11 protein-coding genes are annotated in these 15,760 nt (G+C 72.2%); 7 read left to right on the plus strand and 4 right to left on the minus strand.

Translation table 11 applies throughout. The annotated features are described in order from the left end of the window. The first annotated feature begins 9 nt into the window (after positions 1–9). Entirely contained in the window at positions 10–831 is an 822-nt protein-coding gene (locus BSB02_RS27050; protein WP_084963235.1) for an alpha/beta fold hydrolase, read from the plus strand. On the opposite strand, the gene BSB02_RS27055 is transcribed toward BSB02_RS27050, so the two are convergent. Beyond that, the gene (locus BSB02_RS27055) at positions 809–1,789 is read right to left on the minus strand and encodes a methyltransferase domain-containing protein (protein WP_084963237.1); all 981 of its coding nucleotides are present in this window, start codon (positions 1,787–1,789) and stop codon (positions 809–811) included. The two genes, BSB02_RS27050 and BSB02_RS27055, sit on opposite strands and share 23 nt — an antisense overlap. 211 nt (positions 1,790–2,000) lie before the next feature. On the opposite strand from BSB02_RS27055, the gene BSB02_RS27060 reads away from it, so the two are divergent. The 3 genes from BSB02_RS27060 (at position 2,001) to BSB02_RS27070 (ending at position 4,301) form a co-directional block, all read left to right on the plus strand. Continuing rightward, positions 2,001–3,236, plus strand: coding sequence for a cytochrome P450 (locus BSB02_RS27060; RefSeq protein WP_084963239.1), 1,236 nt, complete (start codon positions 2,001–2,003; stop codon positions 3,234–3,236). Between the two features lie 98 nt (positions 3,237–3,334). Next, positions 3,335–3,754, plus strand: a complete 420-nt coding sequence (locus tag BSB02_RS27065; RefSeq protein ID WP_084963241.1) for an Hsp20/alpha crystallin family protein — start codon at positions 3,335–3,337, stop codon at positions 3,752–3,754. 58 nt (positions 3,755–3,812) lie between these two features. After that, positions 3,813–4,301 carry a YflT domain-containing protein gene (locus tag BSB02_RS27070; RefSeq protein ID WP_084963243.1) on the plus strand — a complete coding sequence of 163 codons (489 nt, stop codon included), beginning with the start codon at positions 3,813–3,815 and terminating at the stop codon, positions 4,299–4,301. Between the two features lie 132 nt (positions 4,302–4,433). Here the strand turns inward: BSB02_RS27070 and BSB02_RS27075 are convergent, their stop codons facing one another. Continuing rightward, positions 4,434–6,068, minus strand: coding sequence for a hypothetical protein (locus BSB02_RS27075; RefSeq protein WP_084963245.1), 1,635 nt, complete (start codon positions 6,066–6,068; stop codon positions 4,434–4,436). A gap of 468 nt (positions 6,069–6,536) precedes the next feature. Here BSB02_RS27075 and leuS point away from each other — a divergent pair, with 468 nt between their 5' ends. Both leuS and BSB02_RS27085 read left to right on the plus strand, forming a co-directional pair. Continuing rightward, positions 6,537–8,987 carry a leucine--tRNA ligase gene (gene leuS, locus BSB02_RS27080; RefSeq protein ID WP_084963247.1) on the plus strand — a complete coding sequence of 817 codons (2,451 nt, stop codon included), beginning with the start codon at positions 6,537–6,539 and terminating at the stop codon, positions 8,985–8,987. Positions 8,988–9,092: 105 nt separating this feature from the next. After that, positions 9,093–12,269 carry a S41 family peptidase gene (locus BSB02_RS27085; RefSeq protein WP_084963249.1) on the plus strand — a complete coding sequence of 1,059 codons (3,177 nt, stop codon included), beginning with the start codon at positions 9,093–9,095 and terminating at the stop codon, positions 12,267–12,269. A gap of 42 nt (positions 12,270–12,311) precedes the next feature. Here BSB02_RS27085 and BSB02_RS27090 read toward each other — a convergent pair whose 3' ends face one another. Together BSB02_RS27090 and lexA are read right to left on the minus strand one after the other, a co-directional pair. Beyond that, complete coding sequence (locus BSB02_RS27090; RefSeq protein ID WP_240506675.1) at positions 12,312–13,421, minus strand: MalY/PatB family protein; 1,110 nt, start codon at positions 13,419–13,421, stop codon at positions 12,312–12,314. 99 nt (positions 13,422–13,520) lie between these two features. Beyond that, positions 13,521–14,228 (minus strand): transcriptional repressor LexA, encoded by a 708-nt coding sequence (lexA, locus tag BSB02_RS27095; protein WP_084963251.1) that lies wholly within the window; start codon positions 14,226–14,228, stop codon positions 13,521–13,523. A gap of 995 nt (positions 14,229–15,223) precedes the next feature. On the opposite strand from lexA, the gene BSB02_RS39935 reads away from it, so the two are divergent. After that, positions 15,224–15,493: a LysM peptidoglycan-binding domain-containing protein gene (locus tag BSB02_RS39935; protein ID WP_158088734.1), complete on the plus strand. Its 270-nt coding sequence runs from the start codon at positions 15,224–15,226 to the stop codon at positions 15,491–15,493. Positions 15,494–15,760 lie beyond the last annotated feature (267 nt).

Raw genomic sequence — 15,760 nt, forward strand, 5'->3', positions numbered from 1 at the left:
TTCCCCGCTATGGAGATCAGGACGATCCATGCCAACGGCGTGGAGTTCGCATACCTGGCACTGGGTGACGGGCCGCTGGCGATGTGCCTGCACGGGTTCCCCGACACCGCGCACACCTGGCGCCACCTGATGCCGGCGCTGGCCGAGCGCGGATATCGCGCCGTCGCGCCCTTCATGCGGGGGTACGCGCCCACCGAGGTGCCGTCCTCCTTCGAGGTGGGCGCGCTCGTCGCCGACGTCAACGCGCTGCACGAGGAGCTGGGCGGCGACTCCGACGCGGTGGTGATCGGGCACGACTGGGGCGCCTACCCGGTCTACGGCACCACCGAGCGGTTCCGGCGGTCCGTGGCGCTGGCCGCGCCGCCCGTCGAGGCGCTGCTGTCGGGATTCTTCGGCTACGAGCAGCTGAAGAGGTCCTTCTACATCTTCCTCTTCCAGACCGGCCTGGCCGAGACCGCCGCGGCGTCCCCCGGCTTCCTGGAGGGCCTGTGGGCCGACTGGTCGCCCGGCTACGACGCCACCCGCGACCTGGAGTTCGTCCGGCGCAGCCTCGGCGACCCCGCCAACCTCGCCGCGGCCGTCGGCTACTACCGCGCCATGCTCGGCACCACCCCGCCCTCCGGCCGCCACCCCGAGCCGCCCAAGCCCTCCAGGCCCGTGCTGTACCTGCACGGCGAGCGGGACGGCTGCATCGGGGCCGACCTGGTCAAGGACGTGACGGCTCACCTGCCGGAGGGCTCGCGCGCCGAGGTCGTCCCCGGCGCGGGCCACTTCCTGCACCTGGAGCGCCCCGACGAGGTCAACGCCCTCATCCTCGACTGGCTACGGTGATCACCGGGTGCCGGCCGAACAGGCTCACGGGGATCTCGCGAGTCACGCGCAGGCCGTACTTCTCGGGCAGCGCGGGCTCGTGCAGCAGCGCCACCACGCGGCCCGCGCCGGTCAGCACCCTGTCCACCTCCCGCCACAGCAGGCCGGGATCCCCGGCGAGCACGCCGAGGCCGCGCACCTGCCGGTCCCACGGCGGGTTGACCAGCACGCGGTCGACCGATCCGTCAGCCAGCGGCAGCCGCCCGCCGTCGGCCACCGCCCACGTGATGCCGCGTCCGGCGGCGTTGCGTGCGGCGATCCGCACGGCCTCCGAGCTGGCGTCCGTGCCGAGGTAGCGGGCGCCGGGCGCGACGGCGTGCGCCTCGACGAGCGTCGTGCCCGCGCCGCAGCAGGGGTCCAGGACGAGCCCGCACGGCCCGGCCAGCCGGGCCATCGCCGCGGCCAGCGGCGGGTGCAGCGTGCCGGGCACCGAGCCGACCTTGTACGGCCTGCGGTGCAGGGGCCGCTCGGCCGGCCGCATCGCGATCGCCGCCTCCTCGCCCTCGATCGTCACGCGCCAGGCCATCGTGCCGGGCGGCGGCGCCGTACCCGCTCGGCGCGAGTGGTACGGCAGGCGCAACCGGCGGGCGAGCGCCTCGCCGACCGTGTCCTCGATGTCGTAGCGCGTGTAGGAGCGGCGGCCGAGGAAGGAGGCCGACACGTCCAGGCCGGTCCACCTCCCGGCGCCGGGCAGGGGCGCCTCCAGGACGGCCCGCGCGAGCCGCCGCAGCGCCGTACGCCCCGGGTGGACGCCGCGCGCCACGGCCACCAGCGCCAGCACGTCGTCGGCCAGCCGCAGCCGCGGGGGAGCGGCCGCGTCGAACCACACCTCGCGGTGGCGCACGCGGCGCACGCCCCCGCCGATCTCCTGACACACCAGAGATTCGATGCCCCGGATGGTCCGGGCAAGCAGAAGCACCTGTTCTTCCCCACGTCGAGACCCGGGACGGCGGACAGCCGTCCCGCATCGCCGGCGGTGGGTCGGGCCGCGGCCCGCCGGCGGGTCGTCAACGCAGGTGGAAGAAGGTCACGCGGTGAGGATAGCGAGCGATCTTCCGGACCCGCCACGCATTTTGTGACTTACGCCGTAAGCCATTGACGTAAGTGGCCGCTTTTAGAACGATGTTCTTATGAGCGTGATCGACTTCGACCTGTCGGCGCCTGAGTTCTGGGCGCGGCCCATGGCCGAGCGCGAGGAGGCCTTCCGGCGGCTGCGCGAGCTCGACAAGCCGGCCTTCTTCGAGGAGATGGAGATCTCCTTCGCGCCCAAGGGCCCGGGCTACCACGCTCTGGTACGGCACGCGGACATCTTGGAGGCCAGTCGCAACCCCGAGCTGTTCTGCTCGGGCGACGGCGGCGCGACGAACATCCCGGACATGCCGGCCGAGTTCGCCGAGTACTTCGGCTCGATGATCAACATGGACGATCCCCGGCACGCCAGGCTCCGCCGCATCGTCTCGCGCGCCTTCACGCCGCGCATGATCAAGCAGTTCGAGGCCGACGTCGAGGCCGCCGCCGCCCGGATCGTCGACGACCTCATCGCCCGTGGCCCCGGCTGCGACTTCGTCACCGAGGTCGCCGCCCGCCTGCCGTTGAAGATCATCTGCGACATGATGGGCATCCCGCCCGGCGACTACCGGTTCGTCTTCGAGCGCTCCAACAGGATCCTGGGCGGCTTCGACCCCGAGTACACCGATCTGGACAACGTCGCCACGCAGCTGCTCACCGCCGGGCACGAGCTGCAGCAGCTGGTGCAGGAGCTGGCCGCGCACCGCGCCGAGCACCCCACCGACGACCTGACCTCCGCGCTGGTCAACGCCAACATCGACGGCGAGCGCCTGACCATGCAGGAGCTCGGCTCGTTCTTCATCCTGCTCGTGGTCGCCGGCAACGAGACCACGCGCAACGCCATCTCCTACGGCCTGCGCCTGCTCACCAAGAACCCCGATCAGCGCGCCCTGCTGCTGGAGGATCTACCGGGGCGCCTGCCCGGCGCGGTGGAGGAGATCGTCCGCCTGGCCTCGCCGGTGAACTTCATGCGCCGCAAGGTCACCCGCGACTGCGAGATGAACGGCAACGCCTACCGCAAGGGCGAGAAGGTCGTGCTGTACTACTGGTCCGCCAACCGCGACGAGCGGGTCTTCGACGACCCGCTGCGCTTCGACATCACGCGCGACCCGAACCCCCACGTCGGCTTCGGCGGCCCGGGTCCGCACTTCTGCCTGGGCGCCCACCTGGCCCGCCGCGAGATCACGCTGATGTTCCGCGAGCTGCTCACCCGCCTGCCGCACATCGAGGGCGGCAGGCCCGACCGGCTGCACTCCCACTTCATCAACGGGATCAAGCACATGGAGTGCACCTTCTAGCCGGACCCGGGTCGACAAACCTACAAATCGAGTTTAAACTTTTCTGTAGGTGGATATAGAGGTATTGAGAGCGACCATCTGGTCTCGGAGGTGGTGAGATGCTGCTGACGTCGTTCGACCCGATCCTGAAGGAGCTGGAGCAGCTGACCCGCCACGTCCTGCATGGAACCGCCGGGATGGTGCCGATGGACGGCATCAGGCGGCCCGGCGAGGTCGTCCTCCGCTTCGACGTGCCGGGCATCGACCCCGGCTCCATCGAGGTGACCGTCGACCGCGGGATCCTCACGGTGAGCGGCAAGCGGGAGGAGACCTACGACGACGGCGAGCGGCTGTTCGTCGACGAGCGGCCCAAGGGCGCCTTCATGCGCCGGGTCTACCTGCCTGAGCACCTTGACGCCGACGGCATCCAGGCCGCCTGCAACAACGGCGTGCTCGTCGTCCGCATCCCGGTCCTGGAGCAGGCCCAGCCGCGCAAGGTGGAGATCGCCAAGGGCGAAACCCCGTTCCTCACTAAGTGAGGTGCGCCCCGGTCGCGCCGGACCCCGGTTTCCGCGTTGGGAGTGAGGAGGACCCACGATGATCGAGACGGCTCCGGCCGTCGGGTGGGCGGGGGTCGGCGACCGTCCCGTCGTCGGCTCCTACGACACCTACGACCAGGCCCAGAAGGCGGTCGCGTTCCTGGCGGAGAACGGCTTCCCGATCCAGCGGGCCGGCATCGTCGGCTCCGGCCTGAGGACCGCCGAGACGGTCCTGGGCCGCCTGACCGTGACGCGCTCCGCGGGGATGGGCGCGGCCACCGGCGCGCGGTTCGGCCTCATGGCGGGCCTGCTGGTGGGGCTGTTCGCGGCGAGCGGGCCGGTGCTCGCGCTGGTGCTCAGCGGGGTGGCGGACGGCGCGCTCTTCGGCGCGGCCTTCGGACTGGCCGCGCACTTCACCATGCGCGGCCGCCGCGACTTCGTCTCCCGCCACGCGATCGTGGCCGCGCGCTACGACATCGTCGCCGACGTCGCGGTGGCGGACGACGCGCGCAACCTTCTGATCAAGTACGGCTGGCGCACCGGCTGAACCCGCCGGGCGGACGCCCCGAGCCCGCCCCTCGGCGGACGTCGGCGGGCGGGGCGGTGGGGCAAGGGACGTCGGCGAAGGGCACCCTCAGGGGTGGGCACGCCAAGGACGAGAAGTGCCGCGCCCGCGAGGTCAGCCGGCCGTGTTGAGCTTGATGGACTTGAACACCGTGTTGACGTCGGGCAGCAAAGCCTTGCTGTCGCCCGGCACCGCCATGTACACGATCGCGGGCACGTCGCCGCCCGTGTTGACGGCCGCGACGACGACCGTCGCCGTGAAATCCCCCGCCTTGAGCGAGTAGGCGTTGACCTGGCCGCCGACCTTGAGCTTCTCCCGGGCGGCGGTCTTCACCGTGTTCGGCACCGGGAAGAAGCGCTTGCGCGCGTCCACCACGACCTTCCTGATCACCTGCTCCAGGCTGTCCGGGCCCGTGTAGGCCGCGGCGAGCTTGGCGGGGAGCGGCCCGGTCAGCACCTGGGCGAAGACCGGCTTGCCCGTCGCGTCCAGGCCCGTCTGGACGTACTGCCGCGTGCGGTAGCCGTACGTGGACTGCACCAGGGGACGCTGGTCCAGCAGCCACTTGCCGCCCAGCCTCGGGATGTTGATCCCGGCGGCGGCGTCGGTCAGCCGCCCCATCACGGGGGAGGCCTCGCCCGGGTACTTGGGGAGCCGGGGGATCCTGCTGGTCGCGGGCGCGGACTTGCTCGGCGTGGCGGGCGACTTGGCCGGCTGGCTCGCGGCGGTGCTCGGCTTCTCGCTCGCCAGCGGACCGGCCAGGAACGCCCACACCAGGCCGATGACGAGCGCGACGGCCACCGAGCCGGACAGCGCGTAGATCCAGACCGGCTTGCCGGGCTCGTCGAAGGAGTCCTCCTGGTCGGCGTCGGAGAAGACGGCGTTCCAGAGCTCCTGCTGGCGGTCGGGCGGCGGGGTGCGCGAGCCGCTGATCTGGCCCGCGGTCACGAAGGGCCGGTCGGGGTCGGACGGGTCGCGGCCGAGGTTGCCGCCGGGCCGCCCGCTGTCGCCTGCCCGTCCGTCCTGGCCCGGCTGCCCGCCCTGGCCGAGCTGTCCAGGCTGCCCGTTCTGGCCGGGCTGTACGGCATGGCCGCCCCGGCCGGTGTCGCCCGGGACGGAGGAGCCGCCGGGCCGGGTGTGGTCGGCCGGGGGCGGGGTGGTGTACGCCACGGTCCGCTCCAGCGGGTCGCCGGAGGGCGCTGAGCGCCCGGTCGCCTCGGGCATGGGCCGCCCGGTCGCGTCGGGCATGGGCCGCCCGGTCGCCTCGGGCGCGGGACGCCCGGTCGCGTCGTGCGCCTGGACGGTGGCCTCCTGCGGCCAGGCGGGAGGCGGCGGAGCCGCGGCCGGTTCCTGCGCCGCCCACGCGGGCAGCGGCGGGTTCTCCTGGTGACCGCCACCGGACGCCGACGAGTGCGGACCCGTGGGCGGCTGCTGCGCCGTCCCGGCCGCCCCCAGGCGCTGCCCGAACGGGTCGGGGTTCAGCGGGGCGAACGGGTCGGCCGGCGGCTGCCGGTCCGCGGACGGCTGCGGGGGCCAGGTGCCCTGCTGCGGCGTGTCGCGTGGCGGCCACGGCGCGGGCGTGTTGAGGTTCGACCACGCCGACTGGCCGCCGTCGCCCGCCTTGGGCGGCTCCGCCCAGGCCGGAACGGGGTCCTGGCGGGGCGCCTCCGGCCAGCTGGTGGGGACCTCCTGCGGTGGCAGCTCTGGCCAGGCCGGTGGCAGGTGGGATGCTTCGGACTTCTCCGACGCCATTGCTGCCGTACCTCCCGAGGTTATGTCCGAATTTGCCGCATCGGGCATGATCTCATGCGGGGCGGGGGGTTCCGCAGGGAAACGCGCGAAGCCGTGGTGAATCCGCACGCCGAAAGGGTCGGTGGGCGGGTCCTGTAGCGGCAGGTCCTCCCCCGGCTCTTCGGAGGGGAGCGGATCGGTCACGGCGACGAGAGTAATGTAATAGGACAGAAGAGGTCACAACGGAAACATCACCATCAGATCTCGCCAGATCTGAAGCGTCCATTGTGCCGGGCCGTATCCCCCGAGGACCGGCATTCCCGTGAAGAGGTGCGCTACTCTTGGTATATGCGTCCCGGGACCCTGCTTCTTAGCGGGCCGCGACGGCCGTAGGACTCTCGCCGTCGCGGCTGCCCCTCGTTGTGTGCACGAGGGGTTTTCTTATGGGTCCCGAGCCAATGGGTCTTCAGCCAACCGAAGGACACCGCCGTGAGTGAGTACGACCCGCAGGCGCTGCAGGCCAAGTGGCAGCAGCGCTGGGAGGAGATGGAACCGTTCCGCGCCAGCGAGGATCCCGCCGACCCCCGCGAGCGGCGCTACATGCTGGACATGTTCCCCTACCCCTCCGGCGACCTCCACATGGGCCACGGCGAGGCCTTCGGGCTGGGCGACGTGGTGGCGCGCTACTGGTTCCAGCGGGGCTACAACGTCCTGCACCCGATCGGCTGGGATTCCTTCGGCCTGCCGGCGGAGAACGCGGCGATCAAGCGCAACGCCCACCCGGCCGAGTGGACCTACGCCAACATCGAGACGCAGGCCGCCTCCTTCAGGCGTTATGCGGTCTCCTTCGACTGGTCGCGCCGTCTGCACACCAGCGACCCCGAGTACTACAAGTGGAACCAGTGGCTGTTCATCCGCTTCTTCGAGCGGGGGCTGGCCTACCGCAAGGGCGGCCTGGTCAACTGGTGCCCCAACGACCAGACCGTGCTGGCCAACGAGCAGGTCATCGCCGGTCACTGCGAGCGCTGCGGCGCCGAGGTGATCAGGCGTGAGCTGACCCAGTGGTACTTCAAGATCACCGACTACGCGCAGCGGCTGCTGGACGACATGGAGCAGCTGGAGGGCGGCTGGCCGGAGCGCGTGCTGACCATGCAGCGCAACTGGATCGGCCGCTCCGAGGGCGCCGACGTCCAGTTCTACATCGAGGGCCGCGAGGAGCCGGTCACGGTCTTCACCACCCGTCCCGACACGCTGTTCGGCGCCACCTTCTTCGTGGTCGCCGTCGACGCGCCGCTGGCCGACGAGATCTGCGCGCCGGAGCGGCGCGAGTCGTTCGAGGCCTACCGCAGCGCGGTGGCCAAGCTGAGCGACATCGAGCGGCTGTCCACCGAGAAGGAGAAGACCGGCGTCTTCCTGGGCCGCTATGCGATCAACCCGGTCAACGGCGAGCGCATCCCGGTCTGGGCGGCCGACTACGTGCTGTCCGACTACGGCCACGGCGCGATCATGGCCGTGCCCGCGCACGACCAGCGCGACCTGGACTTCGCGCGCAAGTTCGGCCTGCCGGTGCGCGTCGTGGTCGAAACCGGGCTGCCCGACCCGGCCGAGAGCGGCGTGGCGACCCCCGGCGAGGGCGTCCTGGTCAACTCCGGCCCGCTGGACGGCCTGCCCAAGGCCGAGGCCATCCGCCGGATCATCGACATCCTGGAGGCCGACGGCAAGGGCCGGGCCACGGTGAACTTCCGCCTGCGCGACTGGCTGCTGTCGCGCCAGCGGTTCTGGGGCACGCCGATCCCGATCATCCACTGCGGCGACTGCGGCGAGGTCCCGGTGCCCGACGAGCAGCTGCCGGTCACCCTGCCCGACCTGCGCGGCGAGGCGCTGGCCCCCAAGGGCGTCTCCCCGCTGGCCGCCGCGACCGACTGGGTCGACGTCGAGTGCCCCAAGTGCGGCGGGCGCGCCAAGCGCGACACCGACACCATGGACACCTTCGTCGACTCCTCGTGGTACTTCCTGCGCTACTGCTCGCCGGGGTATGAGGACGGGCCGTTCGACGTGGAGCAGGTCCGCAAGTGGGGCCCGATCGACCAGTACGTCGGCGGCGTCGAGCACGCGGTGCTGCACCTGCTGTACTCCCGGTTCTTCACCAAGGTCCTGCACGACATGGGCATGCTGGACTTCACCGAGCCGTTCGTGCGCCTGCTGAACCAGGGCCAGGTGATCAACCAGGGCAAGGCCATGTCCAAGTCGCTGGGCAACGGCGTGGACCTGGGCGAGCAGATCGACGCCTACGGGGTCGACGCGGTCCGCCTGACGATGGTGTTCGCCGGTCCGCCGGAGGACGACATCGACTGGGCCGACGTCTCGCCGGCCGCCTCGCAGAAGTTCCTGGCCAGGGCCTTCCGGGTGTTCACCGACGTGGCCAGCGAGCCCGGCGTGCCGTACGACCAGGGCGACCTGGAGCTGCGCCGCGTCACGCACCGGACCGTCGACGAGGTCACCAAGCTGATCGAGTCCTACCGGTTCAACGTCGCGGTGGCGCGCATGATGGAGCTGACCACGGCCGCGCGCAAGGCCATCGACAGCGGCCCGGGGCCCGCCGACCCGGCCGTCCGGGAGGCCGCCGAGGTGCTGGCGATCATGCTGTCGCTGGTCGCGCCGTACACCGCCGAGGAGGGCTGGGAACGGCTGGGCCACACCGGCACCGTCGCGCTGGCGGGCTGGCCGCAGGCCGACCCGGTGCTGCTGGTCCAGGAGTCGGTCACCTGCGTCGTGCAGGTGGCGGGCAAGGTCCGCGACCGGCTGGAGGTCTCGCCGGACATCTCCGAGGAGGAGCTGCGCGCGCTGGCGCTGGCCTCGGAGAAGGTCCAGGGCTACCTGTCGGGCGAGCCGCGCAAGGTCATCGTCCGCGCGCCCAAGCTGGTCAACATCGTTCCCTGAGCCAGGCCGCGCATCGCCCGGACCCCAGTGCGGGGTCCGGGCGTTTCGCTGTGGGCCGCGTTTATCGGCGGGCGGCGTGCCGGTGATCCGAATTAGGGTGCGCTTGTGACAAATGGCGCATACCTCAGACATCCACATCTCCACGGGGAGCTCATCACGTTCGTCGCCGACGACGACGTGTGGGTGGCTCCGCTCGACGGGGGCCGGGCCTGGCGCTTCACCGCCGACCGGGTTCCCGTCTCCTTCCCGCGCTTCTCGCCCGACGGCGGCCGGATCGCCTGGACGAGCACCCGGGAGGGCGCGCCGGAGGTGCTGGCCGCCGACCTCGACGGACCGGCCGGCGAGCGCCTCACCCACTGGGCCGACCCGCTGACCGCCGTGCGCGGCTGGACCGCCGACGGGCGCGTGTTAGCCGTGACGTCCGCCGCGCAGGCCTCCCGCTCCCGGACCTGGGCGCACGCCGTCCCCCTCGACGGCGGGCCCGCCGAGCGCCTGCCGTACGGGTGGGTGAGCGAGGCGGCGGTCAGCGGCGGGAAGGTGGCGACGGTCTCGTCGTACTGGCGCGAGCCGTGGCAGTGGAAGCGCTACCGCGGCGGCACGGCGGGCAAGATCTGGGTCGACGCGACCGGCGACGGCGAGTTCACCAGGCTGTTCGCCGACAACCCGGCCCAGCACTCCTGCGTCATGTGGGTGGGGGAGCGCCTGGCCTTCCTGGCCGACACCGACGGCACCTCGAACCTGTACTCCTGCCTGCCCGACGGCTCGGACCTGCGGCGGCACACCTCGCACACCGGCTTCTACGCCCGCAACGCCGCCACCGACGGCCGCCGCGTCGTCTACGGCGCCGGCGGCGACCTGTGGCTGCTGGAGAGCCTGGAGGCCGAGCCGTCCAGGCTGGAGATCAGGCTCGGCGGGCCGCGACCGGCGAGGGCGCCGCGGCCCGCGCCCACCCGCGTCGGCTCCTTCTCGCCGGACCGCACCGGCCGGGCCAGCGTGGTGGAGATCCGCGGCACCGCCCACTGGGTGACCCACCGTGACGGGCCCGCGGGTGTGCTGCGGGCCGAGCCGGGCGTCCGGGTACGGCTGCCGCGCACGCTCGGCGGCGACGGCCGGGCCGTGTGGGTGTCGGACGCCACGGGAGAGGACGCGCTGGAGGTCGGCACGCCGGGCGGCGAGCTGCGCACGCTGGCCGCCGGGCAGCTCGGCAGGGTGATCGACCTGGCCACCGCGCCGGACGGCAGGCACGCCGCCGTGGCCGCCCACGACGGCCGGGTCCTGGTGGTGGACCTGGAGACGGGCACGGTCCGCGAGCTGGACCGCACCACGCAGGGCAACGCCGACGACCTGGCCTTCTCCCCGGACTCGGCGTGGCTGGCGTGGACCCACCCGTACGCGCCCTGGCGCGGCCACGTCAAGATGGGACGGGTCGACGGCAGCCAGACCGTGGCGGTGACGCAGCCGCGGTTCCGCGACTTCAACCCGGTCTTCACGCCGGACGGCAAGCACCTGGCGTTCCTGTCGGTGCGCACCTTCGACCCGGCCTACGACGCGCATGTCTTCGACCTGTCCTTCCAGGGCGCGTGCCGCCCCTACCTGGTGCCGCTCAAGGCGACCACGCCCTCGCCCTTCGACCCGTCGCTGCGGGGGCGGGGCTTCAACGGCGAGGACTCCGACGACTCGCCCAGCAAGGCTGGCAAATCCTCTAAATCCGATAAATCGAATGAAGGCGACAAGCGGCCGCCGGTCACGGAGGTCGACCTGGAGGGTCTCGGCGCCCGGATCGTCCCGGTACCGGTGCCCTCGGGCGAGTACGGCAACCTGCGCGCCGCCAAGGACGCCCTGCTGTGGCTGCGCTACCCCCAGGCGGGCACGCTCGGCGACGGCAGCGAGCGGGAGGAGCCCGTGCTGGAGCGCTACGACCTGGCCAAGCGGTCCAAGGGCGAGCTCGGCAAGGAGTACCGGGCCTTCGAGGTCAGCGGCGACGGCACGCGGCTGGTGATCAGCGGCAAGCACGGCCTGCAGACCCGCGCCGCCGAGGAGGGCGACGAGGTCGTCACCATCGACCTGGACCGCGTGCGCGTCACGCTCGACCCGGTGGCCGAGTGGCGCCAGGAGTTCCACGAGGCCGGCCGCCTCATGCGCGACCACTTCTGGCGCGCCGACATGAACGGCGTCGACTGGCAGGGCGTGCTCGACCGCTACGCGCCGCTGGTCGAGCGGATCGGCGCCTACTCGGAGCTGATCGACCTGCTGTGGGAGGTGCAGGGCGAGCTGGCCACCTCCCACGCCTACGCCCGCCCCAACGGCTCGCCGGCCGACCCCCGGCGCCGCCAGGGCCTGCTGGGCGCCGACCTGGTCCGCGACGAGGAGGGCGTCTGGCGGGTCGCCCGCATCCTGCCCGGCGAGTCCTCCGACCACGAGGCCCGCTCGCCGCTGCTGGCCCCCGGCGTGGCCGTCCGGGAGGGCGACGCGATCGTGGCGGTCGCCGGCCGCCCGGTCGACCCCGTCCGCGGCCCGCTGGCCTCCCTGGCCGGTATGGCGGGGCGGCCCGTGGAGCTGACCGTCCGGCCCGCGGCGGGCGGCGAGACGCGCCGGGTCGTCGTCACGCCCATCCGGGACGAGACGCCGCTGCGGTACCACGCCTGGGTCGAGGACCGCCGCGCCTTCGTCCGCGAGCTGTCCGGCGGGCGGCTGGGCTACCTCCACGTGCCCGACATGGCCGCCGTCGGCTGGGCGCAGTTCCACCGCGACCTGCACACCGAGATGGGCTTCGACGGGCTCGTCGTCGACGTGCGCGACAACGGCGGAGGCCACGTGTCTGAGCTGGTGCTGGAGAAGCTCGGCCGCCGCGTCACCGGCTGGGCCCTGGCCCGCGGCTACGAGCCCATGCGCTACCCCGAGGACTCCCCCCGCGGGCCGATCGTCGCGGTGACGGACGAGTTCGCCGGCTCCGACGGGGACATCGTCAGCGCGGGCATCAAGAACCGGGGCATCGGCCCGCTCGTGGGCACCCGCACGTGGGGCGGGGTCATCGGCATCGACTCGGCCTACTCCCTGGTCGACGGCACCGTGGTGACCCAGCCCCGGTACGCCATCTGGATCGAGGGGCCCGGCTGGGGCATCGAGAACCACGGCGTCGACCCGGACGTCGAGGTCGTCGTCACGCCGCAGGACCGGGTCGCCGGGCGCGACCCCCAGCTGGAGAAGGCGGTCGAGCTGGCCCTGGCCGCCCTGGCCGAGCGTCCCCCGGCCACGCCTCCGGAGCTGCCGCCGCTGCCGTGATCCGTGCGGGGGTACGGCCCGGCCGCACCCCCGCACGCCGGGTCAGGCGTGATCGCGGATCCGGCGCAGGACCTCCTCCAGGATGGGACGGGAGGTGGCGAAGTTCAGCCGGGCGAAGGTCTCGCCGCCGGGGCCGAAGTGCTCCCCGCCGCTGAGCAGCACGCCCGCCTCCCGCTCCAGTCGCTCGGCCGTGCCGGGCCGCCCGAAGTCCAGCCAGGCCAGGTAGGTGGCCTGCGGGAGCCGGTAGCCGACCCCCTCGGGCAGCGCCTCGGCGATCATGCGGCGGTTGCGGTCGAGCAACGCCATGATCTCCTCCAGCCAGGCGTCGCCGTGCCGCCACGCCGCGATGGTCGCCTCCACGCCGAACAGGTTCGCCTCGCCGTACAGGAACCTGGGCATCGACCAGACCGCCTTGCGGGTGGGGGCGTGGCCGAAGTGCGCGACGCTGCAGCGGACGCCGCCGAGGTTGAACGCCTTGGACGCGGACGTGAGCGTGATCGTCCGCTCGGGGAGGATCGTGGCGAAGGGGATGTGCCGGTGCGGGGCGTAGACCAGGTCGGCGTGGATCTCGTCGGAGATCACCAGCAGGTCGTGGCGCTCGGCGGCCTCGGCCAGCTCGGTCAGCTCCTCGCGGGTGAGCACCCTGCCGGTGGGGTTGTGGGGGTTGACCAGGAGCAGGACCCGGCAGCCGGACAGGTCGGGCAGCTCGAAGCGCCAGCCGTCGCCGTCGGAAAGCGCCGGGATGGGCAGGATGGGGCGGTTCATCTCCGTCAGCGAGGCGACGAAGGCGTTGTAGGCGGGGGTGTGGAGGGCCACCTTGTCGCCGGGCTCGGTGACGAGGTGCAGGATCACCTGGAGCGCCTGGTTGAGGTCGGTGAACGACCGCGCCATGCCGGGCTCGGGCCGCCAGCCGTACCTGGTCTCCATCCGCTCGGTGAAGGCGTCGATGAGCGGCGGCGGGGCGCTGTGCTCGTCCCAGGTCGGGTAGCCGAGGTCGGTGACGATCCGTCGCTGGAGCGACTCGCGGATGACGGGGGCGACGGGGAAGTCCATGTCCGCGACCCAGGCGGGGATCACTCCCGGACCCGCTTTGGACCACTTCACTCCGTCTCGTAGCGCCTTCAGCTCTTCTGCCCGGAAAGTGTCATTCACCGGGCCAGTCTAAGAGCGGGCACGGCACGATGGCCGAGCGGCCCGGAGCCCGCGCGGCGCGGACTCCGGGCTCTCCTGACGACGCGGGGCGCGGGAGGGTCAGAGCTTGCGCAGCACCGCCACGACCTTGCCCAGGACGCTCGCCTCGTCGCCCGGGATCGGGTCGTAGTTGGGGTTGTGCGGGACCAGCCACACGTGCCCGTCCTTGCGCTTGAACGTCTTGACGGTCGCCTCGCCGTCGATCATGGCGGCCACGATGTCGCCGCTCTCGGCGACGGGCTGCTGGCGGACCACCACCCAGTCGCCGTCGGCGATCGCCGCCTCGATCATCGAGTCGCCGGTGACCTGGAGCAGGAACAGCGTGCCCTCGCCGACGAGCTGCTTGGGCAGGGCGAAGACGTCCTCCACGCTCTCCTCGGCCAGGATCGGGCCACCGGCGGCGATGCGGCCGACCAGCGGCACATACGCGGCCGTCGGCCGGTTGACCGTGGGCTCCACGTCTTCGGCGTCGGGGTCGACCCACAGCACCGGCTCGCCCGGCAGGCGCACCTCGAGCGCGCGCGGCCGGTGCGGGTCGCGGCGCAGGTAGCCCTTGCGCTGCAACGCGGTCAGCTGGTGAGACACGCTGGACGTGCTGGTGAGCTGCACCGCCTCGCCGATCTCGCGCATCGACGGCGGGTAGCCGCGCTGCTGGACGGAATCGCGGATCACTTCAAGGATCTTGCGCTGCCTGGGAGTGAGTCCCAGGGAGTCACGCCTGCGCACCGCGAGGTCGGTGACCCCGTTGTCGTCATCGCGCTCGGTCATGCCCCTCTACCTCCTCACCGGCGGACCTTCCGGTCCGTGGTCCTCATGTCGCTCACAGCGACGATATCGCCGTCGAAGATCAATCTCAAACAGGTGTTCGAGTCTTCCTCGAAATTGTCGTCTCGCTGTGGTACACCATCGTACGGGAGTTCGATCGACATCGTGTTCGATTCGCCGATCTTTTGTTCGGCCGGTTTCGGACGCGAGGGGGCGGGAGGCCATTCATGCCGACGACCAGAATCCCGGACCAGCCAGGCGAAAACGACGCGAACCTCACCCTTCTGGCCGACCTCACGCGCGAACCCCGGCATTCGAACGGCCGGGCGCGTGCGGCGTCCGCCGCCCGCCGCCGCGCGGACGGCCCGGCGCTGTGGCTGGTTCCCCCGCCGCGTCCCGGCACGGTGATCACCGGCGGGGCCGACGGCTCCCGTACGGCTCGCGGCGGGCGAGACCGTGAGGGCGTCCGGAGCGATCCGGGCGACACCCGTGAGTGCCAGGCCGGCGCGACGCGCGAGACGCCGGGGCGGGGAGCCTTTCCGGGTCGCGGACGGCCGGCGCGGGGGCGGCGTTTCAGGGTGACGACACACCAGGCCGCGACCTTGCGTATCACGACACCCCAGGGGAGAGGCGTCGGACGCGGTCCGACCGAGCAGGGAACGGGCGGGCCGGGGCGCGGCCCGGCTATGGAAGGCGTGGCGGCCGAGCGCGGCGGGCGGGATCGCGAAAAGCTCGCGTCTTCGCGTCGAGAAAGGCCCGTGCCTCCTGGCGAAAAGCTCGCGTCTTCGCGCCGGGAAAAGCTCGGGCCGCGTCGCGATGGGTCCGCGTCTTCCCGCCGCGAAAGGCTCGCGCTGCGTCGCGAAAGGCCCGTGTCTTCGCGCCCTGAAAGGTCCACGCCGCGTCGCGATGGGCCCGTGTCTTCGCACCGGGAAAGGTCTGTATCTTCGCGCCTCGAAAGGCCCGCGCCGCTGCGCCTGACCAGGCGGGGCAGGGCCGCCGTGGTGACCCTGGTCGCGGCCGTGGCGCTGGGCGGATTCTGGCTCGGGACGAGGGCGGCCGGATTCGCCGCCGAGGCCGCCGGGATTCCCGCGACCGCCGGCCTGCCGTGGGTCGTCGTGGAAAAGGGCGACACGCTGTGGAGCATCGCGGACGCGGTGACGGCGGAAGGCCGCGACGTCGATGCGACGGTCGAGGAAATCATGCGGTTAAACCGTCTGGACAATTCCCTGATCCGCCCGGGAACGCGGCTTTACGTCCCCGGCGGATGAACAGCTGCACAGGGACCCGCCCACCGGATAGGCGATAGCCGTACGAGATCGCAGAAAGGGCGCCCCCGGCGGCTCGGGCGGCCGGGGGCGCCCTGCTGCCGTGGGTCTCCCACGAGCCGTGTCATGAGCGTAGAATGGATACGGTGCTGACAGTTTCGCGGGAGGATCTGGAGGGCTCGCGCGACACGCCCGGGCGTCACGCCGGCGTGGGTGCTGACCAGCGACTTCGGTGCGACCTCCCGCGGCGAGTTGCGAACCGGCCCGCGC

This window comes from Thermoactinospora rubra, from assembly GCF_002093975.1.
In the GTDB taxonomy this organism is placed as follows: Bacteria; Actinomycetota; Actinomycetes; order Streptosporangiales; family Streptosporangiaceae; genus Nonomuraea; species Nonomuraea rubra_A.

Coding starts and splice junctions, on each gene's coding strand:
- BSB02_RS27070 (WP_084963243.1), top strand. CDS start 3,813: ATGATCGAGACGGCTCCGGCCGTCGGGTGGGCGGGGGTCGGCGACCGT.
- BSB02_RS27060 (WP_084963239.1), top strand. CDS start 2,001: ATGAGCGTGATCGACTTCGACCTGTCGGCGCCTGAGTTCTGGGCGCGG.
- BSB02_RS27065 (WP_084963241.1), top strand. CDS start 3,335: ATGCTGCTGACGTCGTTCGACCCGATCCTGAAGGAGCTGGAGCAGCTG.
- BSB02_RS27050 (WP_084963235.1), top strand. CDS start 10: ATGGAGATCAGGACGATCCATGCCAACGGCGTGGAGTTCGCATACCTG.
- lexA (WP_084963251.1), bottom strand. CDS start 14,228: ATGACCGAGCGCGATGACGACAACGGGGTCACCGACCTCGCGGTGCGC.
- BSB02_RS27075 (WP_084963245.1), bottom strand. CDS start 6,068: ATGGCGTCGGAGAAGTCCGAAGCATCCCACCTGCCACCGGCCTGGCCA.